Below are 25,884 nucleotides of genomic sequence, written 5' to 3' on the forward strand. Positions count from 1 at the left end.
CTTTCGTGCAGCACCGCTTCAGCCACCTACTACATCAGGCGACCTCCAGCGCTCGTGGCACACAGGCTTTTACCAGGAACGCGTTGTCCTTCTCCAGCTCATTCACCTGGCGGCGCAGGCGCTGCAGCTCGGCCCGCTCGGCCGCCTCCAGGGGCTTGTCCCCGTGAACCTCGGCCGCGTCGATCCGGCGTCGTTCGTCTTTGACCCAGACACTCAACATGCCCGGATCGATACCCAGCTCACGGGCAACCTCAGCGATCGTCCGCCCGGAATCGATCACGCGGTGAGCAGCCTCGACCTTGTACTCCGCCGTATACGACCGGCGCTTGCGAGCAGGCATAAGGACATCCTTCCAGCAGGACAGCTGATCCTGCTAACTCGGTGTCCACTACCCGGGGTGAACCTCAGAGTCGGCACGCGCACTCAGCGAACGACTGCTACAGCGTGCAGGTCGTGTCGGCGAGTTGTCCAGGCTGATCAGCGGTGGTTTCAAGGGTGCCGCGTCGGACGAGGCAGTCTCGAACGCGTGTGTGCCGTTGATGCAGGCTTCGATGGACGACAGCGTGCATCTCGAAGTCGCACGCACGGCTGCGAATGACCAGATGGCGGCGTTCCAGACGGCGAAGAACAGCGTCAAGCCGGTGTCCGCGCAGCAACCGGAGCTGACCGGGAAGGACATCATGAACACCCTGACCGGTTGGGGTGAGTCCTACGCGACGAAGGTGGGGAACTGGAAGGCCGATTCCCAGCACAACGTCGAGGTCTACGCGGGCTACCACGGGTCGTCCGGCACGAACAGCGGACGTGTCCCGGAGCAGTACGCGCAGCTGACAGACGGCGGCGCACCCGTAAGTCTCGCCGGCGCGGACGACCCCGGCACCCACCACGGTCCTGGCCCCGGCCCGGGCAAAGACGGAGTCGGCGGGCCGGGCCACGGTGGTCCGGGAACGTCTGTTCCGGGGCCGATCATCGAGCACGGCCCGGGTCCGGGGCGGCAGCCGGTCGGCGGGCCGCCGGCCGGAGGACCGCCGCCGGTGGGTGGCCCTCCGGGCCGGCAGCCGCCACCTGACAACGGCACGAAGAAGGATTCCTGGACTCCGCCGATCTACACGCCGGGTCCGCCGGTGTTCCAGCCTCCGGCCGGGCCGCCGATGGGGCCTCCGGGCGGGCTTCCGGTCGATCCGCCCGGACTGTACGGCGGGCCTCCCGGGTTCGGCCCTATCGGCTCGGCACCAGGTGGCAGCGGCGCGGGCGGTTCGGGCGGCGGTTACCGGGGCGGCGCGGGTTCGGCCGGCGGCCTCGGCGGCGAGCCGGGCGCGCGCGGTGGCTCGGGGACCGGCAGCGGTGCAGGCGCTGGTGCGCGTTCGGGCTCGGGCGTGCCGGGCGAATCCGGTCCGGTGCGCGGCGGTGCCGCGGCGTCGGGCGCGGCTGGGAAGAACGGCACGACGATGGGCGGCGGCATGGGAGCAAAGGGCGGCAAGGGCGAGGAGGACAAGGAGAAGAAGGCCGCGTCCTACTTGCAGGAAGCCGATCCCGATGGCCTGTTCGGCGGCAGCGACGTGAAGCCGACGCCGCCGGTCATTGGCGAGATTCCGCGCCGTCAGTAGGCCACGGTTCGAGAGGAGGGAACAACCGTGGTGCTTTCGAGCCAAACAGAGGTCACGCTGAGCGCTTTATCGAGCGCTTTCCATAATGCCGGGCTGGGCGGTCCGCCCCCGCTGCTGGCCGGCGAGGCCCGGTTCGTCGAGCCGGGAACGGCCGCGGGCAATGGCGAGCGGTCCGAGCTTGCGGCGCTGGGGCTGGTGGACCAGCGTGGCCGGCCCACCGACGAGTTCGAGGACGCGCTGTACGCGTTGGCGCGTGCCGACACCCAGTGCGTCGCGCACGTCGTGAACCAGGGCGAGCGGTACGCGATTCTGATCGCGACCCGCGGCCGGACCTCGGTCACCGCGCTGAGCGACGGCGAGCGCGTCCGGCTGAAGCTGGCGTCGGACATCAGCTCGCCCGGGTACGCGCTGGCATGGAATCTGCCCGAATACCGGGCGGCACGGGTGACCACGTTCTCGCTGCCGCAGGACGAGTTCCGCGCAGACGGCGGAGACGGCGGCTACGAGAGCGGGGAGATGCGGCCACGGAAGGCCTTGGAGATCGACGCGATGTTCCGCCAACCGCGCTACGGATTGGGCGAGATCACCGTGTCTGCGCGGGCCCGCGACGGGCACCGGCGCACAGCCGAGGGGCAGCTGTCCTACTTGGACCTTGCTGACGGCCGGGTCACGTTCGAGATCTCCGGGTCGCCTCGAAACCGGTACCTCACGGTCATGCCCGGGGACCCGGACCTGCTCGCGGGCAAGGTGGACCGGCTCCGGGCAAGCCTCAACGGCTGACACCAGGCTTGTTCCGTCCGCGTTCGCCGGGTGTCGTGGAGGGGAAGCGGCCTATCGGGGTGGCAACCGAGAGACCGCTTCCCCGCGCCCCGCCCTGGGGCGCTTCCTGACCGCCGCACCATCAGCGGCACCGAACCATCGCAGCAGCCGGGAAGCTTCATTCAGGCCAGCCGGTAGCGGGCCAGGCCAACCACTGCGGTTCGTACACGACGAAACCGGCAGCCCGGATCGCCGCCGTCGTGCGCGCCATACTGTCCTCCAACGAATCTCCCGATTGCTGTCGGGGCGTAGTGGACGAACCCGCCGGACAACCTGGCGCAGAAATCGGCGTACTCCCGCGTGTACGGCAGGAATACGCGCCGCCCCGTTTCGACCGTGTTGCTCGGCACGAGCGGCCCAGAATCCCGATGCGCGGGCCTAGGCTGCGCACCGAGTCACGTGCTTCCAGGGCCAGCATGGCCCCGCCCGTGGCGAGACCAATTCGTCAGGGCCAGGGCAAGCCCGCACAGAGGAAATTACGTGGGAAGAACCGAATCGACCGTCAAACGAGCAGTTCACAGCACCAGGAGCGCTATAGGCCGTTATACACCTTGATCAAGCCGCGCCGAGGCCCCGCCGGGTGAGCAGCGGCTGGATTTCCGGTGCGCGGCCCCGGAAGGTGGCGAAGGCCGTCATCGGGTCCACGCTGCCGCCGAGGCCGAGCAGGGTGCGGCGGAAGTGGTCGCCGTTCTCGCGCTGGAGGCCGCCGTTCTCGGTGAACCATTCCACGGTGTCGGCGTCGAGGACTTCGCTCCAGATGTAGGAGTAGTAGCCCGCGCTGTAGCCGCTGGCGAAAATGTGGTTGAAGTACGTCGTGCGGTACCGGGGCGGGATGCTCGCCACGGCGACACCGGCCTTCTCCAGTGCCTCGGCCTCGAAGCGCTGCACGTCGTCCACCTGCGCGTCCGGGCCGAGCCGGTGCCAGGCCAGGTCGAGCAGGGCGGCGGCCAGGTACTCGGTGGTCTTGAAGCCCTCGCCGTACTGTTCGGCGTCCTTGAGCTTCGCCACCTGCGCGGGCGGCAGGTGCTCGCCGGTCACGTGGTGCTTGGCGTAGTTGGCCAGCACCTCCGGCCACATCTGCCACATCTCGTTGACCTGCGACGGGTATTCCACGAAATCCCGGGGCACGTTCGTCCCGGAGAACGCCGGGAACTCCACTCCGGACAGCAGCGAGTGCAGCGCGTGCCCGAACTCGTGGAAAGAGGTGCGCACCTCGTCCAGCGAAAGCAGCGTGGGCTCCCCCGCCGGCGGCTTCGACACGTTGAGCACGTTGACCACCACGGTGCGCTTGCCGAGCAGCCGCGACTGGTCCACGAAGTTGTTCATCCACGCGCCACCACGCTTCGATTCCCGCGCGTAGTAGTCCATCAGGAACAGCCCGAGCCCGCTGCCGTCCGCGTCGGTCACCTCGAAGATCCGCACTTCGGGGTGATACTTCGGCAGATCGTGACGCTCGGTGAAAGTCAAGCCGTACAACCGGTTCGCGGCGAAGAACACGCCATCGGTGAGGACCCGGTCCAGCTCGAAGTACGGGCGGAGCGCGGCAGTGTCCACATCGTACTGTTCACGGCGGACCTTCTCCGCGTAGAACGCCCAGTCCCACGGCTGCAACGTCGCGCCCGGAACGTCCGCCTCCAGGTACGTCTGCAGCTGCGCGGCTTCGGCGCGAGCGTTGGCCACGGCGGCCGGAGCCAGCCGTTCCAGCAGACCGCTGGCCGCCTCCAGCGTCTTCGCCGTCTCGTCCTCGATCACGTACGCCGCGTGGTTCGGATAGCCGAGCAATGCCGCCCGCTCCGCGCGCAGGCGGGCGATCTCGATGACGATCGCCTTGTTGTCGTACTCGTTGTCCCGGTTGCCACGCGACACCGACGCGGTGAAGACACGCTCGCGCACCGCGCGGTTTTCCAGTGACGCCAGGGCCGCCTGCGCGGTCGGCAGGGTCAGGGTGAGCACGTACTTGCCCTCCAGCCCCCGCTCCCCCGCCGCCGACGCGGCGGCCGCGATCGCCCCTTCGCCCAGCCCGGCGAGTTCGGCCGCGTCGTCGAGCACGACGGCGAGATCATTGGTGTCCCGCAACAGGTTCTGCGCGAACCGGGTCTGCAGGGTGGACAGTTCGCCGTTCAGCGCGCGCAGCTTCTCCTGCTCCGTGTCCGGCAGCCCGGCACCCGCCCGGCGGAAGTCGGTGTGCACCCGTTCCAGCAGCCGCAGCTGCTCCGGGGTGAGCCCGAGGTCCGCGCGGCGCCCGTGCAGCACGTCGATGCGCGCGAACAGCCGCGCGTCGAGGTGGATCGCGTCGGAGTGGGCGGCCAGCCGCGGCGCCAGCTCGGCCTGGATCTCCTGGATCGGCTCCGAGGCATCCGAGCCGGACAGGTTGAAGAACGTCCCGGCCACCCGGCTCAGCAGCGCGCCGGCCCGCTCCATCGCCGCGACGGTGTTGTCGAAGGTCGGCTCGGCGGGCTCCGCCGCGATCCGCTCGATCTCCGCGGTGTGCTCGGCGAGCCCGGCCTCGAACGCGGGCAGGTAGTGCTCGTCGGCGACGCGGTCGAACGGCGGCAGCTCGTAAGGCAGCTCGCTGGGGGCGGCGAACGGGTTGTCCGGCGAAATCATCGAATTAGCGCTCCTGGTTCTGCAGGTGGGTCCCGACCACCCTACGGGTCCGCGCATCCGCCGAAGGGACCGTCACATCGCATCGGGGTGGCGTTCACCGCCCGGTGCTGCCGCCCACCACCGCGTCGCCGGCGGACTTCTTCGCGCGCCGGCCCTTCTTCGGCGGCGGAGGCACGACCCCGGCCAGGTCACCGCCATTGTCGTTCATCCGCAGCACGAACGGGCGGGTCTCGGTGTAGCGCACCACCGACACCGACGCCGGGTCCACCACGATCCGCTGGAACGCGTCGAGGTGCTGCCCCAGCGCGTCGGCGAGAATCGCCTTGATCACGTCACCGTGGCTGCACGCCAGCCACACCGCGTGCGCACCGTGCTCGGCGGTGATCCGCGCGTCGTGCGCCCGGATCGCGGCCACCGCGCGCGCCTGCATGGCGGCCAGCCCCTCCCCGCCCGGGAACACCGCGGCCGAGGGATGCGCCTGCACGACCCGCCACAGCGGTTCCTTCGCCAGCGTCTTCAGCTCGCGCCCGGTCCACTCGCCGTAGTCCACTTCGGACAGCCCGGGTTCCACCACCTTGGCCAGCCCCAGCTGCCCGGCCAGCGGCCCGACGGTCTGCTTGCAGCGCAGCATCGGCGACACCACCAGTTCGGCCACCGGCACACCGGCCAGCCGGGCGGGCAGCGCGGCGGCCTGGGCCCGGCCGGTGTCGTCCAAGCCCACCTTCGGCGTACGCCCGGCGAGCACCCCGGAGCCGTTCGCGGTGGACTTCCCGTGACGGAGCAAGATGACCGTACTCACGCCGCCACCCTATCCGGTGACTCCGGTGATCAGCCGCCCGCCGGTCCCGCGTTCGGGTCGAGCACGCCGCCGAAGACCAGGCCGAACAGCAGCACACCCAGCGCCACGCGGTAGATCACGAACGGCACGAAGCTGCGCCGCTTGATGTAGGACATCAGCCACGCGATCACGAGGTAGCCGACGCCGAACGCGACCAGGGTGGCCAGAATGGTCGGCCCCCACTGCGCGGTCTCCCCGTGCTTGCCGATGTCGGTGAGCTTGTACAGCCCGGATCCGAATACCGCGGGCAGGGCCAGCAGGAACGAGTACTCCGCGGCCTCGGCACGGGTGTAGCCCATCAGCAGGCCCGCGCTGGTGGTGCCGCCGGACCGGGACACGCCCGGGATCAGCGCCAGCGCCTGCGCCACGCCGAAGCCCAGCCCGTGCGGCACGGTCAGGCGATCGAGGCTGCGCCGCTGGGCGCCGACCCGGTCGGCGATCAGCAGGATCACGCCGAACACGATCAGCGTGGTCGCGGTGATCCGCAGGTCCCGGAAGCTCTTGTCGATCTGGTCCTGCAGCAGCAGGCCGAGCACCACGATCGGCAGCGAGCCGACGATGATCAGCCAGCCCAGCCGGGAATCCGGGTCCCGGCGCCACTGCGGCCGGAACAGGCCGAGGAACCAGGCCCGCAGGATCCGGCCGATCTTCGCGCCGAAGTAGAGCACCACGGCCAGCTCCGTGCCGATCTGGGTGACCGCGGTGAACGCCGCCCCCGGATCGTCCCAGCCGGCCAGCGCGGCGACGATCCGCACGTGCGCGCTCGAGGACACCGGCAGGAACTCCGTCAGTCCCTGCACCAGCCCCAGCACGAGGGACTCGAACCACCCCATGACACCGCTCCCGTTTCGCCACCCGGTCCGATTCCTACGTGGGGGAACCTATTCGAGTGGATCGTGCCGCCCACGGCCGGGGTGTCCGCGCGACACGGGGTCACCTGAAGCCTCCCGACGGGGTGACGCCGACTAGGCTCGCGGGTCGTGGAAAAGCGACAGCTCGGCCGGTCGGGACTGCGGGTCTCGCGGATGGCCCTGGGCACCATGACCTGGGCCAGTGACACCGATCCGGACGAGGCGGCCAGCCAGCTCGTCGCGTTCGTCGACGCGGGTGGCACGCTCGTGGACACCGCGGACATCTACGCCGGGGGCGAGGCCGAGCAGCTCCTGGGCGGGCTCGTCGGCGATCTCGTGCCGCGCGACGACCTGGTGCTCGCGACCAAGACCGTCGCCCGCCGGACCGAAGGCCCGTTCGGCGGGGGCGCCTCGCGCGGCGCGCTGCTTTCCGCGTTGGAGGGCTCGCTGCGCCGGCTCGGCACCGACCACCTCGACCTGTGGCAGCTGCACGCCTGGGACGAGTGCGTGCCGATCGAGGAGACACTCTCCGCCCTGGAACACGCCGTCTCCAGCGGCAAGGTCCGCTACGTCGGCGTGTCCAACTACTCCGGCTGGCAGCTGGCGACCGCGACCGCGCTCGCCGGACCCGCGGCGCCGGTCATCGCCGGGCAGTTCGAGTACTCGCTCCTGGAACGCGGGATCGAGCGCGAGGTCGTGCCCGCCGCCGCGCATCACGGCGTCGGCATCCTGCCGTGGGCGCCGCTCGGCCGTGGCGTGCTCACCGGCAAGTACCGCACCGGCACCCCCGCGGATTCACGCGGCGCGTCAGCCGAGTACGCCGGGTACGTCGAGCACCACCGCACCGAGCGTGCGGCGCGGATCGTGCAGGCCGTGGTCACCGCGGCAGAGGGCCTCGGCACGTCGCCGCTGGCGGTGGCCCTGGCGTGGGTCCGCGACCGGCCGGGCGTGGTGGCGCCGGTGATCGGCGCCCGCGACACCGGGCAGCTGACCGGTTCGCTGGCCGCCGAGGAGCTGACGCTGCCGCCGGCCATCCGCAGTGCGCTGGACGACGTCAGCGGGATCGAATTCGGCTATCCGGAAAGGGGCACCCGGTGAGCCGCTGGTGTCGGGTGGATGACAGGGACGTGACGGCGCGGGGATCCTGGGGGATGCTGAACAGAACTGCTCGCCGGAAGAACGTCGGAGGCCCCCAGGTGCGTCGGCTCACCGCCGCCTCGCGGATCGTGATCCCGCTGGCCGGTGCCCTCGCGCTGTCCGCGTGTTCCGCCGGCGGCCAGGACAGCACCGACACCCTGCAGGTGGTGAACAATCCGGTGGCCGCGAAGGCGGCCGTCTCCCCCGCCGTCTCGGTGCCGCCGGCCGGGCAGGTCCTGGCCATGCCCGCCGTGTCCGCGATCGCCACCGACGCGCAGAGCCACACCCTCGTCGTCGCGCTCAGCGAACCGCCGTCCGTGCGCATCTACGACCTCGGCGCGCTCGGCTCTCCCAAGGCCACCGTTGGGCTTCCGGCGCCCGCCGAATCGCTGACCGCCTCCGGCGGCCAGGCCCTCGCGAGCGTGCCCGGCAAGGGCGTCCTCGCGCGGATTTCGTTGCCGGGCGGGCAAGTGCAGACCGAACCCGTGTCCGGGCAGCCCGCCGAGGGCGTCGCCGCCGGCACGGACACGCTGGTCGCCGTCCGCGATCGCAAGGCCATCGAGGTGCTGTCCGGCGGCAAGGTCGCCAAGACCATCACCGGCAGCCTCTACAGCGCCGACGGCGTGGTCGACACCGGCTCCGACGTCGTGGTGCTCGATCGGCTACGCACCGCGGTGTTCAGCGTCGATGTGCAGGCCGGGACCATGGACGAGGGCCTGCGCGCCGGCGCGGGCGCGGCCAACGCGGTGGCCGATTCGTACGGCCGCGTGCTGGTCACCGACGCGCGCGCGGGCGCGCTGCTCGCGTTCTCCACCGGACCGCTGATCCTCCGGCAGCGGTATCCGGTGCCCGGCGGGGCGTACGGCCTGGCCTACGACCACCAGCGGTCGCTCGCCTGGGTGACCCTCACCGGGACCAACCAGGTCGTCGGGTTCGACGTGCGGGGCGGCGAGCCTGTGGAGAAGTACCGTTTCCCGACCGTGCGCCAGCCGGACTCGGTGAGCGTGGACGAGCAGACCAGCCGCGTGCTGGTGGGCTCGGCCGCGGGAGAAGGGACCCAGGTGATCCAGCCATGACGACGGTCGACGAGGCGGTGGTCGAAGGGGATTGGGAGTATCGCCGCCTGCGCCTGCCCCCGGCGATCTCCCGGCGGGCGGCGATGATCCAGCTCTCCATCCACGCCGAGTTCGCCGGCTGGGAACTGCGCACGGTCCGGCTCTACGCCGATGGCACCCGCCGGGTCTGGCTGCGGCGTAAGCGAACCGCGACCGGCCAATCCTCCGGCCTCACCACCTGATCCCCCCGGCAGCCAGAAGGCTGTGAAGGGTCCCTTCACGGACTCAGCGTCCGTGAAGGGACCCTTCACAGCCTTGGCCCAAGCGGGTGAACCCCGGGTGTCAGGCGGAGCGCAGGAAGCGGTCCAGCACACGCGTGCCGAACTTCAGCGACTCCACCGGGACCCGTTCGTCGACGCCGTGGAACAGCGCGGAGAAGTCCAGGTCGGCGGGCAGCTGGAGCGGGACGAAGCCGAAGTTGCGGATCCCCAGCTGCTGGAAGGACTTCGCGTCGGTGCCGCCGGAGAGCATGTACGGCAGGGTGCGCGCACCCGGGTCCTCGGCGAGCACCGCGGCGGTCATCGCGTCCACGAGCGCGCCGTCGAAGGTCGTTTCGACCGGTGGCAGCTCCATCCACTCCTTCTCGATGTCCGGGCCGAGCAGCTCGTCCAGCTCGCGGTCGAACGCCTCGATCCGGCCAGGCAGGATGCGGCAGTCCACCGCGGCCTCGGCCACGGAGGGGATCACGTTGGACTTGTAGCCCGCGGTGAGCATCGTCGGGTTCGCGGTGTCGCGCAGCGTCGCGCCGATCATCCGGGAGATGTTGCCCAGCTTGGCGACCGAGCCCTCCAGATCGTCCTCCGGGAAGTCCCAGCCGGTGATCTCGGTGACCCCGGCCAGGAACTCGCGCACGGAATCGGTGAGCACCAGCGGGAACCGGTGCGTGCCGAGCTTCGCGACCGCCTCGGCCAGCCGGGTGACCGCGTTGTCCCGGTGGATCATCGAGCCGTGCCCCGCGGTGCCGCGCACGCGCAGCTTCATCCAGCGGATGCCCTTCTCCGCGGTTTCGATCACGTACGCGCGGACGTCGTCCTTCAGCGTGATCGAGAACCCGCCGACCTCGCTGATCGCCTCGGTGACGCCCTCGAACAGCTCCGGCCGGTGCTCGACCAGCCATTGCGCGCCGAACTTGCCACCCGCCTCCTCGTCGGCGAGGAAGGCGAACACGAGATCGCGGGGCGGCACGACGCCGTTGATCTTGTAGTGCCGCGCCAGCGCCAGCATCATGCCGACCATGTCCTTCATGTCGACCGCGCCACGGCCCCAGACATAGCCGTCCTGCACCGCGCCGGAGAACGGATGCACGGACCATTCCGACGCGTCCGCCGGCACCACGTCGAGGTGCCCGTGGATCAGCAGCGCGCCCCGTGACGGGTCCGCGCCCGCCAGCCGGACGATGACGTTGTGCCGGTCCTTGCCGCCGGATTCGACGTAGGTGATCTCGTAGCCCGCGTCGGTGAGTTTCTCCGCGACGTACTCGGCCGCGGCCCGTTCACCGGTCAGGGTCGCGGGGTCTCCGGTGTTGGTGGTGTCGATACGGAGGAGTTCGCTGGTGAGCGTGACGGACTCGTCCGCGGCGGCGTCGATCAGGTTCGCTTCGGTCACCGGCCCTTCCTATCATCCGCCGGGCGTGGACGCCCCTGTCCCGGGGGATGGGAACGCGCGGCTGACTGATCGGCCAGTCAGTCGATGACCGTCCGAATAGCCGACTATCAGGCCATTTACCGCGCCAAGCATTGCGATTTTCGCAATCCACAGTAGCGTCCTCGGCATGAACGACACGGAGCAGCTGCGGACCCGCGTCCGCACGCTGATCCGGTCCCTGCCCGGCGCCCAGCGCGAGTTCGCCGCCGCGATCGGGCTGGACGAGACGAAGCTGTCCAAGGCACTCACCGGCACCCGCCGGTTCTCGCCGCACGAGCTGGTCCGGATCGCGGAGTACTCCGGCGTCACGGTCAACTGGCTGCTCAACGGCAGCGACGACGCGCACACCGTCACCGCGGTGCCCGCGCCCGCCGCCCGCCCGGAGAGCGATCCCGCGAACCACACCGGGTCCGAGTCGCGCAGGCGGATCCTGGAGACCGCCTGGTCGCTCATCGCCGAGCGCGGCTACCACCGGGTACGCATCTCCGACATCGCGAAGGCCTGCGGCACCAGCACCGCGGCCATCCACTACCACTTCCCCAGCAAGACCGAAGTGCTCAACGAAGCGTTGCGGCGCAACGTGAAGCTCGCCTTCGACCGGCAGGTCGCCGAGCTGCACGCCGTCCCCGGGGCGCACGACCGGCTGCTCCGGCTGGTCGAGCTGCAACTGCCGGCCGACGGCCTGCTGCGTGCCGAATGGTCGGTGTGGCTGCAGGTCTGGAACGAGGTCGCGCTGGAGCCCGGGCTGCGCTCGCTCTACACCGATTCCTACGACCGCTGGTACCTGACCATCCGGATGACCATCCACACCGGCCAGGAGCAGGGCGTGTTCCGGGTCGCCGACGCCGACGCCGCCACCGCGCAGCTGACCGCGCTCATCGACGGCCTCGGCATCCAGGTGCTGACCGGCCGTCCCGGCAGCTCGGTGCACACCATGCGCGCCCACCTGCACGATTTCATCGCCAGATCGATCGTCAAGGGAGCCTGATGAACCACGACGTCATCGTCACCTGCGCGCTCACCGGCGCGGGCGACACCGTCGGCCGGAGCCCGCATGTGCCGGTCTCCCCCGCACAGATCGCCGCGAGCGCCGTGGAAGCGGCGAACGCGGGTGCCGCGGTGGTGCACATCCACGTGCGCGAACCGGAGACCGGCGCGCCCTCGCGTGAGGTCGCACTGTACCGGGAAGCGGTGCGGCTGGTCCGTGAGTCCGATGTGGACGTCGTCGTCAACCTGACCGCCGGGATGGGCGGAGACCTGGTGCTCGACCAGGAGGACCCGCTCAAGCCGGTGGACGGCACCGATCTGGTCAACGCGCTGGACCGGCTGCCGCACGTGGAAGAACTGCTGCCGGACATCTGCACGCTGGACTGCGGTTCGCTGAATTTCGGCGAGGGCAACCGGCTCTATGTGTCCACTCCGGACATGTTGCGTGCCGGTGCGCGCCGGATCCAGGAACTCGGCGTCAAACCGGAGCTGGAGATCTTCGACAGCGGGCAGTTGTGGTTCGCGAGCAAACTGGTCGAAGAAGGACTGATCGACGCACCGCCGCTTTTCCAGCTGTGCATGGGTATTCCGTATGGCGCGCCGGCTGATCCGGGTCTGCTGCAGGCGATGGTCCACCTGCTGCCTGAAAGCGCGCAGTGGGCGTCGTTCGCGATCGGCCGGGACCAGATGCCGTGGGTCGCGCAGTCGGTGCTGCTCGGCGGGCACGCCCGGGTCGGGCTGGAGGACAACCTCTACCTTTCCCGCGGGGTCAAGGCCACCAACGGCCGGCTCGTGGAACGCGCCGTCGGCATCGTGCAGGATCTCGGCGCGCAGGTGGCGAGCCCGGCGCGAGCGCGGGAGATCCTCGGGCTGAAGGGCCGGGCCGATGCCTGAGACCACTGTGGACACCGTGGCGTGCGTCGGGGCCGGGGTGATCGGTGGCGGCTGGGTCGCGCACTTCCTCGCCCGCGGCTTCGACGTCCGGGCGTGGGATCCGGCGCACGACGCAGCCGCGAAACTCGCCCGGCTCGTCGACGCCGCCTGGCCCGCGCTCACCCGGCTGGGCCTCGCCGAGGGCGCGAGCCGCGATCGGCTCACGATCACCGAGACGCTGGCCGAAGCCGTCGAAGGTGCCGGTTTCGTCCAGGAGAGCGCCCCGGAAGACCTGTCCCTGAAGCAGAAGCTGCTGGCTGACATCGACGCGGTCACCCCGGCCGGCGTGGTGATCGCCTCCTCCACCTCCGGCTACGGCATGAGCGAGATGCAGGTCGCCGCAAAGACGCCCGAGCGGCTCGTGGTCGGGCACCCGTTCAACCCGCCATACCTGATCCCGCTGGTCGAGGTTGTCGGCGGGCGGCTCACGGCGGCGTGGGCGGTCGATCAGGCGGGCGAGTTCTACCGCCGGGTCGGCAAGACGGTGCTGACCATGGCGCGCGAGGTGCCCGGGTTCGTGGCCAACCGGCTGCAGGAGGCACTGTGGCGCGAGGCGCTGCACATGGTCGCCAACGGCGAGGCCACCGTGGAACAGATCGACCTGGCGATCACCGACGGTCCCGGCCTGCGCTGGCCGGTCCAAGGCCCGATGCTGACCTTCCACCTGGCCGGTGGCGAAGGCGGGATGGCGCACATGCTGGACCACTTCGGACCGTCGCTGAAGTCCCCGTGGACCCGGCTTCGGGCCCCGGAGCTGACCCCCGAGCTGCGCGAAGCGGTCGTCGACGGCTGCGACGAAGAGGCCGGATCACGCAGTATCGCCGAGCTGGTCGCGGAACGGGACCGAGGCATCATCGCGATTCAGCAGGCGGTCGGCGAGGCGCGCCGTGGCTGAATACCGCGCCCTGGTCCGTCCGGAGTGGATCGATTACAACGGCCACCTTTCCGAGCCGTACTACGTGCTCGTCTTCGGCGAAGCGACGACCGCGTTGATGGACCGCACCGGGCTCGGCCCGGACTACCGCGAGCGCCACGACGCGTCGCTCTACACCGTGGAGGCGCACGTCCGGTACCTGCGCGAGGTCGGCCCGGACGCCGAACTGGTGGTGACCACCGCGGTGCTGTCGGTCGGGGCCAAAAAGGTCCGGCTGTGCCACGAAATGCACGTCGACGGCGTACTCGTGGCCACCGAGGAGCTGCTCTGCCTGCACGTCATCGGCAGGCGGGCCGCCCCGCTGCCCGACGCCATCGCCGAACAGCTCGCCACGCACGTGTCCCCGCTCCCCGACTACGCCGGGCGGGCCATCACCTGACCGTGCGGACTGCACAACCGCGGCTGATCCGGCCTACCGTGGGCGAATGCGGATAGTCTCCTTGCTCCCCGCCGCCACCGACCTCGTCGCCACCCTCGGGCGGCTCGACGACCTGGTGGGGCGCACCCACGAATGCGACTGGCCGGACTCGGTGACCGGAGTGCCGGTGGTGACCGCCGCGGAACTCAATCCGGACCGGTCGTCCAGCCGAGAGATCTCCGACGCCGTAGGCGGATCCGCGCACACCGGCTCGTCGCTGTACTCAGTGGACGTCGAACAGCTGGCGGAGCTGGCTCCGGACCTCGTGCTCACCCAGGATCTCTGCGAGGTCTGCGCGGTCTCCTACACCCGCGTCGCGGACGCCGTGCGGATGATGGACGTCGGGCCACGCGTACTCAGCCTCGAACCGAAGACGCTCAACGAGGTGCTGGGCTGCCTCACGACCGTCGGTGAGGCACTGGGCGTGCCGGAAGCCGCCGCCGCGCACGTCACCGAACTCCGGCAACGGCTCGCTGACGTTCAGGCCCGAACCGCCGGGCTGGCGCGCCCCCGCGTCGTGGCGCTGGAATGGCTCGATCCGTTGTGGCCCGCCGGACACTGGGTCCCGGAACAGATCACCACAGCCGGCGGCACTCCCCTGCTCGCCGCCCCCGGCGAGCACACCGAACCGATGCCGTGGGACGCCGTGGTCGCCGCCCGCCCGGACGTGCTGCTCGTGCTGCCCTGCGGCTTCAGCCCGGACCGCACCGTCGCCGAACTCGACGTCCTCACCACCCGCCCCGGCTGGTCCGATCTGCCCGCAGTCCGCACCGGCCAGGTCTGGCTGCTCGACGGCCCTGCCTACTTCAACCGCCCCGGCCCCCGCGTCGTCCGCGGCGCGGAGATCCTCGCCTCCGTCCTGCACGGGCTCCCGGCCGACCCGCCCGTCACCCCCGCCGAGGCCCGGCAGATCGCGTGACGCCCCCCGAACCCGCCCGGAAGGCTGTGAAGGGACCCTTCACGGACTCTGAGTCTGTGAAGGGTCCCTTCACAGACCCGAAACCGGTCCGGCGCACGCCACGAGGTGGTCACACACACCTCCGCATCGCCCACCGCCGGGTCCCCGACCAACTTTGCCGACACCCCGGACGCTGAGGCCGTGAAGGGACCCTTCACAGCGCCTCCCCAGCCGCCTCAGCGGTACCGGAGGGTGGCCGCGTTCCCGCGTTCGGCAAGGTACTGCTCGAAAGTCCGCACGCCGTCGGCATGCTCGGGCGCCAGATTGCCGCCCTCGGCGTAGGCGCGATAGAGCCGCCCGGGCCACCGGACGCGCACCACCCGCTTGTCCCGCCCGGACGCGGCGAGCACCACGCGCGCGAGGTCGGCCGCCGACAGCACCTCAGGCCCGCCGAAGTCGGCTACGCGGCCCTGCGGCTCGCCCCGGGCCAGCTCCGCCAGCCGGATCGCGACGTCCCGGACGTCGACCGGCTGGAACCGCCATCGCGGCACCGGGACGACCGGCGCCCTGGCCGCGACCGCCAGCAGCGTCCGGACCAGGGCATGGAACTGGGTGGCCCGCAAAATCGTGTACGGCAGCCCGGAACCGGCCAGCACCCGCTCCGCCGCCAGCTTCGCCCGGTAGTAGCCGAGCGGCACCCGGTCGACCCCGGCGATCGAGATGTACACCAGGTGCGGCCTCTGCCTGCCCCACCGCGCGGCCTCCAGCAGCCGCTGCAGCACCTCGCCCTCGTGGCGGAAGTCCGTGGCGCAGTGCACGATCACATCCACCCCGGCGACCGCCACGTCGAGCCCGCGGCCGGTGCGCAGATCGCCGACGATCCACTCGGCACCCGCGCCGGAGCGCCAGCGGCGGCTCAGCGCCCGCACCCGCTCCCCGGCGGCGACCAGCTGCGCCACGACCTCACGACCGAGCTGGCCACTCCCGCCGGTCACCAGGATCCGCTGCGGCACGTCGTCCTCCCACCCGGGTTTGCCAACGCCACCGCCATCCTGGCACGCGGGTCAATCCGGAACGATCCAGCGAACGGTCGGCTCGTTCGCCGCGGCCTCACGGCGGGGCGCATCGCGCCGCAGCAGCACCGAGAGCCGGCCGTACGCGCCGATCAGCTCGGAGTTCGTCTCGTCCGGACGCCCGGCCCTGGCGTGCCGGAACGCCTGCTCCAACGCTGCCAGCGCCCCCGGCTCGACCGACGCGAGCAGGGGCGCGGCCCGGTTGGTGGTCTCGGCGAGCCCGACGAGCATGGCGCGCACCTCTCGCGACTCCGGGGCGACGGTCAGCGCCGGCGACACCAGCCGCAACTGCCGGTGCAGCAGATACAGCACGTCCAGCGGATCGGCACCGGATTCGCCGTTCGTCACGTTCGCCCTCCCCGCCGAGCAGTGCCGGGGAAACGAGCCCACGACCTCGGTATGACGCCGGGTCAGCTGCTTTCCGCCGCCAGCCCGTCCCGATCCGCCCACGCCAGGAGCGGTTCCAGAGAGTATGCCGTGTCGTCGATTCCGGCGTGCAGGTCACCCAGTTTCGCGAATCGCGCCGGAACCGTCGCGATCGTGCAGTCGCGGGGATCGACGTCGTCGATCTCGTCCCAGCGCAGCGGCGTGGACACGGTGCCCTCGGGCACCCCGCGCACCGAATAGGCGCTCGCGATCGTGTGGTCCCGCGCGTTCTGGTTGTAGTCGACGAACAGCTTCGCCGGGTCTCTGTCCTTGCGCCACCAGGTCGTGGTCACCTCGTCCGGGGCACGGCGTTCGACCTCGCGGGCGAAGGCCAGCGCCGCCCGGCGCACCGCGGCGAACCCCCACCGCGGCTCGATCCGCACGTAGATGTGCAGCCCGCTGCCGCCCGAGGTCTTGGGCCAGCCGAGAAACCCCAGCTCGTCGAGCACTTCGTGGGCGACGTGGGCGACCCGGCGCACCGTGGCGAACGGACAGTCCGGCATCGGGTCGAGATCGATCCGCCACTCGTCCGGCTTCTCGGTGTCGGACTTTCTCGAATTCCACGGATGAAACTCCACAGTGGACATCTGTACCGCCCACAGCACATGTGCCAGCTCGGTCACGCACAGCTCGTCGGCATACCGGCCGTAGCGCGGAAAGTGCACCCGCACCGTTTCCAGCCACGGCGGTGCCCCGTTCGGGACGCGTTTCTGGTGCACCTTCTGACCGGCCACTCCGGACGGGAACCGGTGCAGCATGCACGGCCGCTCCCGCAGCGCCCGCACGATCCCGTCGCCGACCGACAGGTAGTACCGCGCCAGATCCAGCTTCGTCTCGCCGCGGGCCGGGAAGTACACCCGATCCGGGCTGGACACACGCACCGTCCGGCCATCCACTTCGAGCTCGACCGCCGCGTCCTTCGCCATGTGCCGACGGTAACCGCTCACCGGCGATTCCGCGGGTTTCAGCCGGTGTCAGCCCTCCGGGACCAGCGTGAAGTGCCCGACGCCCTTGGCCGCCGAAGTCACCGTCCAGGAGTCCGGACCGGACGCCGGGCCCTTGCCGTAGAGCAGCCGGTACTCCGGCTTCCGCTTCTGCTGCGGGCGGTCGAACCAGTGGTAGTTCGCCCGCAACGCGAAGGCCCCCACCGCGGACGCCTCCGAGATCCGCCGCTGCACGATCGGCGCGACCTGGCTCCGGTCGGAGAACACGTCGAGGATCTGGCAGTCGCAGTAGAAGGCCAGAGTGCCGATCTCGCCGGGCCCGGCCACTGCCTTCCCCTGCAGGCGGGCGCCGAGTTCCTGGCCCACCCGGGCGTAGTCGGCCGAGTTCGCCCAGTTGCCGAAGATCACCGGCGAACGCCACGGCACGCCCTGCGCCAGGTCGACCCCGACGCCGCCGAACGCGACCACGGCGCCCAGGCCGAGTGCAGCCAGCGGCGCGCCCCGGCGCAGCTCCGGGCGCTCGTTCGCTTCGGCGAGCCAAATACCGGCCATCAGCACGGCGAAGGTCGCGATGCTGACCACCGGCGTCACGTAGTACCAGTGGTACGGCCCGACGCCGAGCGTCGAGTACACGACGTAGTAGAGCACCCCACCGGCGCCGAGCCCGACGACCGGTGCGAGCGCCGGGAAGCCCTCCCACCGGCGCGCGAAGCGGATACCCAGCCAGGCCGCGAGGAACACGACGCCGGCCAGCGCCGCGGCGAAGGTGAAGATCACCGTGACCGGCTGGTAGAGGAAGTACATCATCGGCCCGCTGAAGTAGCCCCAGGCCCCGAACAGACCGTCCTGGTCCTGTTTGATCATCAGCGTGTCCGGGATGAACGAGCCGAGCCCGAACCAGCTGAATAGGAACCACGGCGCGGACACCAGGACCGCGGTGCCGGACGCACGCCAGAAACGCCGCCGGATCGCCGCGGTGGCGAAGGTGATGACCAGGACGAACACGATCAGGTCGAGCCGGGTCAGCACAGTCAGGGCGGCGGCGACACCGAACAGCACCGGCCGCCCTTCGACGGCGAACACCACCAGCCACAGCAGCACGGCGGGCACGAGCAGGACTTCGAGCCCGGTCGCCGAGAGCAGGAACGGGTTCGCCACCACGAGCAGCACCCCGAGCAGCGCGACCCACGGCGCGAGCCGGAACCGGCGGATCAGCCGCAGCCACGCCCAGCCGAGCACCCCGCTGCTGAGCACGGTCAGCAGCCCCAGCGCGACCACCGGGTGCGCGGCGCCGGTGATCCGGGTCGCGAAGGTGAGCAAGCCCAGCAGCAGGACGTCGAGCGGCGACGTCGCGGAGTTCGCGATGCTGCCGGGCACCAGCGCCCACTCTCCGTGCACGGCGAGATTCTTCGCGTAGGCGAGAGTGATGTACCCGTCGTCGGTCAGGCTCCCGTGCACGAGCAGGAACGACAGCAGGCCCAGCAGGGCCGCTGCCCAGGGCAGCCATCCGTACCGCACGGAGAACGACCGTACGGTACCTGCGCCACGATCCCGGCCACGTCGGCGCGCTCCGCCGGTGATCGTGGCCACAGATTCATCGAGCGACATGATTCGGAGACAGTAATAGGCCGCTGTCGATCTTCGACGGTCACCCTGCCCGGTGTTCTGCGGGGGACCGTTGTCGACCGGCCGCGACGTCGTTCGGACAAGATCGGGACGTCGCGCTCCTAGATTCCCGATCATGAAACAACGACCCCGGTATGACCGTGATCGGCCTGAGCTGTGCCTGTGCCGCCCTGGCGATCAGCACCGAGGTCGCCGCGAGCCCGCCGGAAGCCGGCACCGGCGACTACGACGCACGCCCCGGCCTGACCGGGCCCCCCGTCCGGTCAGGCCAGAGCCAGGTCAGGCCAGCGCGTGCCGTCCGGACCGCGCCGGGTCCTCGCTCTCGTTCAGGATCCGGGTGGCCACCCTGGTGAGCGCGGCATCCAGCTCGTCCCGGTCCGCGTCGCCCCAGTCGCCCAGCCGCTCGGCGACCCACTCGCGCCAGGCGTTCACCAGCTTCGCCGTCTCCTCGTGGCCGCTCTCGGTGAGAGCGAAAACGCCGTCCTCGAAACTCAGCTGGCCGGTCGTCACCAACCGCTGGAAGGCGGGCTCGAACACCTCGGTCGGGATGCCGTAGTGCGTGCCGATGGCCGTCAGGGTGGCCGGTCGCCCGGTCTGCTCCCGCAGGTGGACCTGGACCAGGCACCACAGCCCGCCCGCGTCCAGCTCCGAGCCGGAGCGGGCGAAGATCGCGGGGGCGACCTTGCGCCGTTCGCGGAAGAACACCGTCGCGATGGCCCGTTCCAGCTCCCGGTTGTGTTCCCCGGACTCCGGCATGGCGAACCCGTCGCCGATGTCCGGAGCGGACGCCCGCGCGGTGTCCCGCAGCGGAACCTCCTTGAGGAATATGGAAAGCACGAAGGCCAGCGCACCGACCGGCACGGCGTAGAGGAAGACCACGTGCAGCGTATCGCTGTAGGCGGTGATCACCGGCTCGGACACCGCGCGCGGCAGCTGGTGCAGTGCTGTCGCTGACTCGACCACACGCGGATCGATGCCGGCGGGCAACGGGTGCTCGGCCACCGTCCTCGCCAGGTTCGGAGCGAGCTGCCCGGCGTAGATGGTGCCGAAGATCGCCGCCCCGAAGGAACTCCCGATCGAGCGCAGGAAGGTGGCCCCGGACGTCGCGACCCCGAGATCCCGGTAATCCGCGGTGTTCTGCACCGCGATCACCAGCACCTGCATGCTCAGCCCGATACCGAGGCCGAGCACCATCATGTATGCGGAGGCCTCCCAGAACCCGGTGTCCGGCCCGAGCAGGGACAGCAGGAACAGCCCCAGCGTCAGCAGCGCGGTGCCGAGCACCGGGAAAATCTTGTACTTGCCGGTGCGGCTGACCAGGGTGCCGGACACGAGCGACGCGATCAGCAGCGCGATCACCATCGGCAGCATCCGCACGCCGGAGGAGGTGGCCGAGGTGCCCTGCACGTACTGCATGTAGGTGGGCAGATAGGACAGCGCGCCGAGCATCGCGAATCCGACCACGAAGCTCAGGATGCCGCTGATGGTGAACACCGGGTTGCGGAAGAGCCGCATCGGCAGCGTCGGTTCCTTGGCCCGCAGCTCCACGAGCACGAACAGGACCAGCGCCACCACCGAGCCGGCTGCCATCCAGATGATCGTCGGCGAGCCCCACGGGTAGGTGGAGCCACCCCAGCTGGTGACCAAGGTCAGCCCGGTCGCGGCGAGCCCGATCAGCAGGAAGCCCAGGTAGTCGATGGCCGGCTTGACCAGCGTCCGCACCTTCGGCATCGCGGCCGCGGCGACGAAGAACACCACGACCACCAGCGGGATGTTCACGTAGAACGCCCACCGCCAGGACAGGTGGTCAACGAACAGCCCGCCCAGCATCGGCCCGGCGACGGTGACCACGCCGAAGACCGAACCGAGCGCACCCTGGTACTTGCCGCGGTCGCGCAGCGGCACCACGTCCGCTATCAGCGCGGTCGAGGTGACCATCAGCCCGCCGCCGCCGATGCCCTGCACCGCGCGCCAGACGACCAGCCAGATCATGCTGTCGGCGAACCCGCAGAAGAACGATCCGACGCCGAAGATCACCACCGAGGCCTGGAACATCAGCTTCCGGCCGAACAGGTCGCCGAGCTTGCCGATGACCACCGTGGTGATCGTCTCGGCCAGCAGATATGCGGTGACCACCCAGGACAGGTGACCGGCGCCGCCGAGGTCCGCGACGATGGTGGGCAGCGCGGTACCGACGATGGTCTGGTCCAGCGCGGCCAGCAGCATGCCCAGCAGCACCGCGCCGAAGACCGCCTGCACCTTGCGTTTGGGCAGCGCGGGCCCGGGCGGCGCCGGCTCGTCCTTGGCGACCTCGGCCGTGGCCGTCATGGGTTCCTCCTCGACTGGTACTCCGGATCAGGCCCGTTCACCGTAGTGGGGTCTGTCCACTGTAGATAGACACTCGTTCCGGTGATTCCGGCTGCTCGACCACGCCGCCGATCGGCCGGTTTCCCCGACCGGGGCGTATCCCCGTCCGGCATTCCGGAAACGCTTCGGCCGAGCCCGTTCCGCATGCGCGGCAACGAAACCTCTCGTCCAATCCCGGGTCCGCGGCGCCGGATCCAGGACCCGCGCCGCCGATCGGGCACCTCGGCGGGGAAAGTCAGCCGTTCCGGCACAGTTCAGGCTCGAAGCGACCCGAAACGTTTCGTCCCGGCACCGGCCCGCGATCCCACGGCGACTGCCCGCCTGCCGCTTGACCTCGATCACCCGGGCGGGCCACGACGCCGGACTCCGAGGGCGCACGAAAACGTAATGATCGCCACGCCTGCGCGCCGGGGCCGATTCCCCTATGGCCACGCAAAACTTCCTCAAGATACTTCCTTGCCGGCGATTTGTGCGCACCGAGCAGGCGATCGCTCTGTCAACCCGAAATGGGGGTTTACCCAGAGCCTTCACCCCGTGATCTGTGGCACACCTTAAGTTTAGCTAGGTGGGCTTGGTCACTGAATCACCGACCAAGTAACGTCCAGCAACCATGGATTCCACAGTCGTCACCGAGACAGGTGACAACTACACCAAAGCACTGGGCAATCGCCAGGTGCAGATGATCGCGATCGGCGGGGCGATCGGAGTCGGGCTCTTCCTCGGTGCCGGGGGAAAGCTCCACACGGCCGGCCCGTCGCTCGTGCTCTCCTACGCGCTGTGCGGCATCGCCGCCTACTTCGTCATGCGGGCGCTCGGCGAACTGGTGCTGCATCAGCCCAGTTCGGGCAGTTTCGTGACCTACGCGCGGAAGTTCATCGGCCCGTGGGCCGGTTTCGTGTCCGGCTGGATGTACTGGCTGAACTGGGCGATGACCGGGATCGCGGAGATCACCGCGGTCGCGATCTACGTACACAAGTGGCTGCCGGACGTGCCCCAGTGGATCACCGCGCTGGTCGCGCTCGGCGTGCTGGTCGCGGTGAACCTGGTCAGCGTCAAGCTGTTCGGCGAACTCGAGTTCTGGTTCTCCGTGGTCAAGGTGCTCGCGATCGTGGTGTTCCTGGTGACCGCGGTCGGGCTGGTGCTGGCCGGCGCGGACATCGGCGGCGAGCAGGCCGGCGTGCAGAACCTCACCAGCCACGGCGGATTCTTCCCCGCCGGTCTCGGGATCGCGCTGATGACCCTGCAGGCGGTGGTCTTCGCCTACTCCGCGATCGAGGTCGTCGGCATCGCCGCCGGCGAGACGAAGGACGCTCGCAAGGTCCTGCCCAAGGCGATCAACGGCGTGGTGTGGCGGATCGGCGTGTTCTACGTCGGTTCGGTGCTGCTGCTGGCGATGCTGCTGCCCTGGCCGTTCTACAGCGGGGACGAGAGCCCGTTCGTCACGGTGTTCTCGCGGCTGGGCATCGGCGGTATCGGCGACGTGATGAACGCCGTCGTGCTCACCGCCGCGCTGTCCTCGTGCAACTCGGGCCTCTACTCGACCGGCCGCATCCTGCGTGCCCTCGCCGATCACGGTGAGGCGCCGAAGTTCACCGGCAAGATGAACAGCAGTCACGTGCCCTACGGCGGAATCCTGTTCACCTCGGCCGCGTATGTGCTCGGCGTGGTGCTGAATTACCTCGTCCCGTCGGAAGCGTTCGACATCGCGACCGCGGTCGCCTCCCTCGGCGTGGTCGCCACCTGGGCCACCCTGGTGTTCTCGCAAATGCGATTACGCGAGGCCGCCCTGCGGGGCGAACTGGAACGGCCGAGCTATCGGATGCCCGGTGCGCCCTACACGAACTGGGGGACGCTCGCGTTCCTGCTGATGGTCGTGATCCTGATGGGCTTCTCCGACGGTGCCGAGGAGATCGCCTTCTATTCGATCCCGGTGATCGCGGTGGTGCTCTTCGTCGGCTGGCGGCTGGTCTCCCGCCGTCAGGCCAAGACGCAACCCTGATTCCTCTTTCCCGACGGCCCGGCTTCCCTGGTTTCAGGGGGCCGGGCCGCTCGGCGTTGCGCGCAGGCAGGTCGACCCTCCGCGGGTCTCGCCGCGGGTCGGCCTGCGGGCTCGTTTGGCTACCCGGGGCGCTCCGCAGGTCTCTTCCGCGGATCGCTGGTCATCGATGTTTCCTCAGGCCTGTCCGTGTTGCCGCGGTTTCCCTGACCTCGGTTCGCTCTCACTGAGCAGTGAGCTGCCCACTATTGCAGGTGTCCATCCCGCATTTTGGTGACGCCGCTCCATACCGTTGGTTCATGCCATTTCCACTAAACATACTCGCCACTCAAGGGCAGCACCAGGCGATATCGCCGTCATCCGCGGCGTCCCGACGGCGTTCGCCGAACTGACCGGCCCAGACATGACGTCGACCCTCGTACAGGCGGGTCATGGTCCCCTCCCAGGGTGTCGGCAAAGTTGGTCGGGGACCCGGCAGTGGGCGATGCGGAGGTGTGTGCGACCACCTCGTAGCGTGCGCCGGACCAGTTTCGGGTCCGTGAAGGGACCCTTCACAGACTCAGAGTCCGTGAAGGGTCCCTTCACCGACCTCTACACCGACTTTGCCGGAACCCTGTGGTCCCCTCCCCTGGCCACCTGTTTGTCAAGCTGATCAAGCCCGATCGAGCCGAGTTGTCCACAACCACCTCAGCTGTCCACAGATTCGCCGCTGATCGTCGTCCGGCTGATTCGACGTTGCTAACATCGGGGTGCGGGTTCGTTCCCGGTCCGACGGAATGCATTGCTACGAGATTCCGCCCGGCCCGGATCAGCCATTGTCGATCTGCCCGTGACCGAATCACTCATCCCAGGAGAATCCCCATGGCTGGCGATACGATCATCGATATCACCGGAAACCTCACCACCGACCCCGAACTCCGCTTCACCCCGTCCGGTGCGGCGGTCGCGAACTTCACCATCGCGTCCACACCCCGCACCCTTGACCGGCAGTCCGGCGAATGGAAGGAGGGCGAGGCACTGTTCCTCCGCTGCACCGCCTGGCGGCAGATGGCCGAGAACCTCACCGGGAGCCTCGGTCAAGGCGCGCGAGTATGGGCCAAAGGCCGCTTACGGCAGCGTTCGTTCGAGACGAAGGAGGGCGAGAAACGCACGGTCGTCGAACTCGACGTCGATGAGATCGGCCCCTCGTTGCGCTTCGCCACGGCGAAGGTCAGCAAGATCATCCGTTCGGGCGGCTCGGGCGCCTCCGATGAGGGTGTCACTGCCCCGCACAGCCCATGGGGTTCCGCACCAGCCGGGAGCGAGGGATTCCCTGCCGAGCCTCCATTCTGACGGGCCATCCCGTTCTGGCGACCCGCGCTGAAGGCGCAGGCTGCATCGGCCGGGAGGGAGGGCAGGCAGTGCAGGAACCCTCTCCCATGGTCACCACGCCAAGCTGGTCGGCGCTGTTCCCCGTGATCACTGTGCCGTGACAGTCGGCATCAGCCCGCGTGACCACCGTGCCACGATGGTCGGTCCAACCGGTGCGACCACCCGTGCCCAGATTGATCGGTACGGATCCCCGTGATCACCATGGTCGGCACCGATCAGGGTGGTACCCGGTCCGCGTGATCGCCGTGGTCGGCACCGGGTGGGTGCACGCGATCCAGGATCGCGACCCGTACCTGCCGGCTCGCCAGGCCTGGGATCGGCACGACCACCGGACTGACCGGCGCCCACCCCGACCACCTCGGCCATGCACACCTGCGCATCTCGAACCCTTCGCCCCATCCCCCGCAATGCCATCCCGGACACGGCGGTGTGCGTCTACTTCAAGTGCACCAGCACCATCCCGTCGTTTCCGGGCGCCACCTCCACCCGCCGGTACAGCTTCTTCATGTGGGGCTGGTTCAGCATCGCGAGCACGCGGTTCTTGAGTTTCCCGGATCCGTTGCCCGGAATGATCTCCACGAGCGGTATTTTTCCCCCGGCCGCACGAAAGATCGCCTTGCGCACCGCGTCGTCGATGTCCCTGTCACTACGAAAGATCGGGTGAAGATCCACGGTCAGTTTATCCGGCAACGTCTCTCCTCGGTGCGATCACTCACTTGCCTCCCGCCGAGCCAAGCATGACACCACTGAAACCACCAAGCCTCATGCTCGGACTGTGCGCAAACGCGCAAGGCTTTGCACCCCAGGAAGCACCGTCGTTCACCGCCTCCGGCACCACGACGTTCCCGATTACCTTCGCGATATCGATTTCGACCTTACGCACCAAGGAGGTTGTCACACAGTCCCCGCTGCGAGCCGAAGCGACTTCGGCTTTCCGCCACAGCACCCCGACCGGCTCGGTTTGCCAGAGCCACGGCGCGCGAACCAGTCCAGACCACCGCTGCAGCGCCAACGCCGGACTCCGCGCTCCGGAACATTCTCCGCCACAAACGGAAAGGTTCACCACGATGCCCTCTCGACTGCCGCGCGCCGATGATCGCGACCCCGTGCGCCGGATTCTCCTCGCAACGCCGGACATATGGAGGTACGAACACAGAGAGATCCCCGGTCCTGACTTCGATGCTCCCCCGGAAACCCCAGGGTTCCGGCAAAGTCGGTGTAGAGGTCTGTGAAGGGACCCTTCACGGACTCTGAGTCTGTGAAGGGTCCCTTCACAGACCCGAAACCGGTCCG

23 protein-coding genes are annotated in these 25,884 nt (G+C 69.6%); 12 read left to right on the top strand and 11 right to left on the bottom strand.

Annotated elements, in window-relative coordinates; translation table 11 throughout:
* Window positions 1–34: 34 nt before the first annotated feature.
* Entirely contained in the window at window positions 35–340 is a 306-nt protein-coding gene (locus tag D5S19_RS26900) for a transposase (RefSeq protein ID WP_120026180.1), read from the bottom strand.
* A gap of 124 nt (window positions 341–464) precedes the next feature.
* Here D5S19_RS26900 and D5S19_RS26905 point away from each other — a divergent pair, with 124 nt between their 5' ends.
* Both D5S19_RS26905 and D5S19_RS26910 read left to right on the top strand, forming a co-directional pair.
* A complete protein-coding gene (locus D5S19_RS26905; RefSeq protein WP_120026181.1) occupies window positions 465–1,607 on the top strand; it encodes a hypothetical protein in 1,143 nt (380 codons plus the stop codon).
* A 27-nt stretch (window positions 1,608–1,634) separates the two neighbouring features.
* A complete protein-coding gene (locus tag D5S19_RS26910; RefSeq protein ID WP_120026182.1) occupies window positions 1,635–2,387 on the top strand; it encodes an ESX secretion-associated protein EspG in 753 nt (250 codons plus the stop codon).
* Window positions 2,388–2,981: 594 nt separating this feature from the next.
* Here D5S19_RS26910 and D5S19_RS26915 read toward each other — a convergent pair.
* From D5S19_RS26915 to D5S19_RS26925, 3 genes are all read right to left on the bottom strand, one after another.
* Complete coding sequence (locus D5S19_RS26915; protein WP_120026183.1) at window positions 2,982–5,033, bottom strand: M3 family metallopeptidase; 2,052 nt, start codon at window positions 5,031–5,033, stop codon at window positions 2,982–2,984.
* A 94-nt stretch (window positions 5,034–5,127) separates the two neighbouring features.
* Window positions 5,128–5,832: a histidine phosphatase family protein gene (locus tag D5S19_RS26920; RefSeq protein ID WP_120026184.1), complete on the bottom strand. Its 705-nt coding sequence runs from the start codon at window positions 5,830–5,832 to the stop codon at window positions 5,128–5,130.
* A 29-nt stretch (window positions 5,833–5,861) separates the two neighbouring features.
* A complete protein-coding gene (locus tag D5S19_RS26925; RefSeq protein ID WP_120026185.1) occupies window positions 5,862–6,704 on the bottom strand; it encodes an undecaprenyl-diphosphate phosphatase in 843 nt (280 codons plus the stop codon).
* 147 nt (window positions 6,705–6,851) lie between these two features.
* Between D5S19_RS26925 and D5S19_RS26930 the strand changes: the two genes are divergently transcribed.
* The 3 genes from D5S19_RS26930 (at window position 6,852) to D5S19_RS26940 (ending at window position 9,156) form a co-directional block, all read left to right on the top strand.
* Complete coding sequence (locus D5S19_RS26930; RefSeq protein WP_199730726.1) at window positions 6,852–7,820, top strand: aldo/keto reductase; 969 nt, start codon at window positions 6,852–6,854, stop codon at window positions 7,818–7,820.
* 98 nt (window positions 7,821–7,918) lie between these two features.
* A complete protein-coding gene (locus D5S19_RS26935; RefSeq protein WP_120026187.1) occupies window positions 7,919–8,935 on the top strand; it encodes a YncE family protein in 1,017 nt (338 codons plus the stop codon).
* Window positions 8,932–9,156, top strand: a complete 225-nt coding sequence (locus D5S19_RS26940; RefSeq protein ID WP_098510090.1) for a DUF5703 family protein — start codon at window positions 8,932–8,934, stop codon at window positions 9,154–9,156. The genes D5S19_RS26935 and D5S19_RS26940 overlap by 4 nt, the downstream gene beginning before the upstream one ends.
* A 100-nt stretch (window positions 9,157–9,256) precedes the next feature.
* Here D5S19_RS26940 and D5S19_RS26945 read toward each other — a convergent pair whose 3' ends face one another.
* The gene (locus D5S19_RS26945; protein WP_120026188.1) at window positions 9,257–10,579 is read right to left on the bottom strand and encodes a M20/M25/M40 family metallo-hydrolase; all 1,323 of its coding nucleotides are present in this window, start codon (window positions 10,577–10,579) and stop codon (window positions 9,257–9,259) included.
* A 166-nt stretch (window positions 10,580–10,745) separates the two neighbouring features.
* Between D5S19_RS26945 and D5S19_RS26950 the strand changes: the two genes are divergently transcribed.
* Genes D5S19_RS26950 through D5S19_RS26970 form a run of 5 tightly spaced genes read left to right on the top strand, consistent with a single transcriptional unit; the run spans window position 10,746 to window position 14,809 of the window.
* Window positions 10,746–11,606 carry a TetR/AcrR family transcriptional regulator gene (locus tag D5S19_RS26950; protein WP_120026189.1) on the top strand — a complete coding sequence of 287 codons (861 nt, stop codon included), beginning with the start codon at window positions 10,746–10,748 and terminating at the stop codon, window positions 11,604–11,606.
* Complete coding sequence (locus tag D5S19_RS26955) at window positions 11,606–12,499, top strand: BKACE family enzyme (RefSeq protein WP_120026190.1); 894 nt, start codon at window positions 11,606–11,608, stop codon at window positions 12,497–12,499. Before D5S19_RS26950 ends, D5S19_RS26955 begins: the two co-directional genes overlap by 1 nt.
* Entirely contained in the window at window positions 12,492–13,433 is a 942-nt protein-coding gene (locus D5S19_RS26960) for a 3-hydroxyacyl-CoA dehydrogenase NAD-binding domain-containing protein (protein WP_120026191.1), read from the top strand. The genes D5S19_RS26955 and D5S19_RS26960 overlap by 8 nt, the downstream gene beginning before the upstream one ends.
* Window positions 13,426–13,851: a thioesterase family protein gene (locus D5S19_RS26965; RefSeq protein ID WP_120026192.1), complete on the top strand. Its 426-nt coding sequence runs from the start codon at window positions 13,426–13,428 to the stop codon at window positions 13,849–13,851. Before D5S19_RS26960 ends, D5S19_RS26965 begins: the two co-directional genes overlap by 8 nt.
* 46 nt (window positions 13,852–13,897) lie before the next feature.
* On the top strand, window positions 13,898–14,809 hold the full coding sequence (locus D5S19_RS26970; RefSeq protein WP_120026193.1) for a cobalamin-binding protein: 912 nt from the start codon (window positions 13,898–13,900) through the stop codon (window positions 14,807–14,809).
* 215 nt (window positions 14,810–15,024) lie between these two features.
* Here D5S19_RS26970 and D5S19_RS26975 read toward each other — a convergent pair whose 3' ends face one another.
* The 5 genes from D5S19_RS26975 to D5S19_RS26995 form a co-directional block, all read right to left on the bottom strand.
* Complete coding sequence (locus D5S19_RS26975) at window positions 15,025–15,801, bottom strand: SDR family oxidoreductase (protein WP_120026194.1); 777 nt, start codon at window positions 15,799–15,801, stop codon at window positions 15,025–15,027.
* A 51-nt stretch (window positions 15,802–15,852) separates the two neighbouring features.
* Entirely contained in the window at window positions 15,853–16,209 is a 357-nt protein-coding gene (locus D5S19_RS26980) for a hypothetical protein (RefSeq protein WP_120026195.1), read from the bottom strand.
* Between the two features lie 62 nt (window positions 16,210–16,271).
* A complete protein-coding gene (ligD, locus tag D5S19_RS26985; protein ID WP_120026196.1) occupies window positions 16,272–17,213 on the bottom strand; it encodes a non-homologous end-joining DNA ligase in 942 nt (313 codons plus the stop codon).
* 48 nt (window positions 17,214–17,261) lie between these two features.
* On the bottom strand, window positions 17,262–18,749 hold the full coding sequence (locus tag D5S19_RS26990; RefSeq protein WP_233574192.1) for a glycosyltransferase family protein: 1,488 nt from the start codon (window positions 18,747–18,749) through the stop codon (window positions 17,262–17,264).
* 387 nt (window positions 18,750–19,136) lie between these two features.
* The gene (locus tag D5S19_RS26995; protein ID WP_120026197.1) at window positions 19,137–21,185 is read right to left on the bottom strand and encodes an MDR family MFS transporter; all 2,049 of its coding nucleotides are present in this window, start codon (window positions 21,183–21,185) and stop codon (window positions 19,137–19,139) included.
* A gap of 649 nt (window positions 21,186–21,834) precedes the next feature.
* Here D5S19_RS26995 and D5S19_RS27000 point away from each other — a divergent pair.
* Complete coding sequence (locus D5S19_RS27000) at window positions 21,835–23,223, top strand: amino acid permease (RefSeq protein ID WP_120026198.1); 1,389 nt, start codon at window positions 21,835–21,837, stop codon at window positions 23,221–23,223.
* Between the two features lie 858 nt (window positions 23,224–24,081).
* A complete protein-coding gene (locus D5S19_RS27005) occupies window positions 24,082–24,552 on the top strand; it encodes a single-stranded DNA-binding protein (RefSeq protein ID WP_120026199.1) in 471 nt (156 codons plus the stop codon).
* A 474-nt stretch (window positions 24,553–25,026) separates the two neighbouring features.
* On the opposite strand, the gene D5S19_RS27010 is transcribed toward D5S19_RS27005, so the two are convergent.
* Window positions 25,027–25,281 carry a Smr/MutS family protein gene (locus D5S19_RS27010; RefSeq protein ID WP_120026200.1) on the bottom strand — a complete coding sequence of 85 codons (255 nt, stop codon included), beginning with the start codon at window positions 25,279–25,281 and terminating at the stop codon, window positions 25,027–25,029.
* Window positions 25,282–25,884: the final 603 nt, after the last annotated feature.

The organism is Amycolatopsis panacis (genome assembly GCF_003600245.1).
Lineage (GTDB): Bacteria > Actinomycetota > Actinomycetes > Mycobacteriales > Pseudonocardiaceae > Amycolatopsis > Amycolatopsis sulphurea.

What these genes read in the sequence shown, in the direction of transcription:
- D5S19_RS26900 (WP_120026180.1), bottom strand. Translation starts at nt 340, where the DNA reads ATGCCTGCTCGCAAGCGCCGGTCGTATACGGCGGAGTACAAGGTCGAG.
- D5S19_RS26915 (WP_120026183.1), bottom strand. Translation starts at nt 5,033, where the DNA reads ATGATTTCGCCGGACAACCCGTTCGCCGCCCCCAGCGAGCTGCCTTAC.
- D5S19_RS26925 (WP_120026185.1), bottom strand. Translation starts at nt 6,704, where the DNA reads ATGGGGTGGTTCGAGTCCCTCGTGCTGGGGCTGGTGCAGGGACTGACG.
- D5S19_RS26940 (WP_098510090.1), top strand. Translation starts at nt 8,932, where the DNA reads ATGACGACGGTCGACGAGGCGGTGGTCGAAGGGGATTGGGAGTATCGC.
- D5S19_RS26950 (WP_120026189.1), top strand. Translation starts at nt 10,746, where the DNA reads ATGAACGACACGGAGCAGCTGCGGACCCGCGTCCGCACGCTGATCCGG.
- D5S19_RS26955 (WP_120026190.1), top strand. Translation starts at nt 11,606, where the DNA reads ATGAACCACGACGTCATCGTCACCTGCGCGCTCACCGGCGCGGGCGAC.
- D5S19_RS26960 (WP_120026191.1), top strand. Translation starts at nt 12,492, where the DNA reads ATGCCTGAGACCACTGTGGACACCGTGGCGTGCGTCGGGGCCGGGGTG.
- D5S19_RS26970 (WP_120026193.1), top strand. Translation starts at nt 13,898, where the DNA reads ATGCGGATAGTCTCCTTGCTCCCCGCCGCCACCGACCTCGTCGCCACC.
- ligD (WP_120026196.1), bottom strand. Translation starts at nt 17,213, where the DNA reads ATGGCGAAGGACGCGGCGGTCGAGCTCGAAGTGGATGGCCGGACGGTG.
- D5S19_RS26995 (WP_120026197.1), bottom strand. Translation starts at nt 21,185, where the DNA reads ATGACGGCCACGGCCGAGGTCGCCAAGGACGAGCCGGCGCCGCCCGGG.
- D5S19_RS27000 (WP_120026198.1), top strand. Translation starts at nt 21,835, where the DNA reads ATGGATTCCACAGTCGTCACCGAGACAGGTGACAACTACACCAAAGCA.
- D5S19_RS27005 (WP_120026199.1), top strand. Translation starts at nt 24,082, where the DNA reads ATGGCTGGCGATACGATCATCGATATCACCGGAAACCTCACCACCGAC.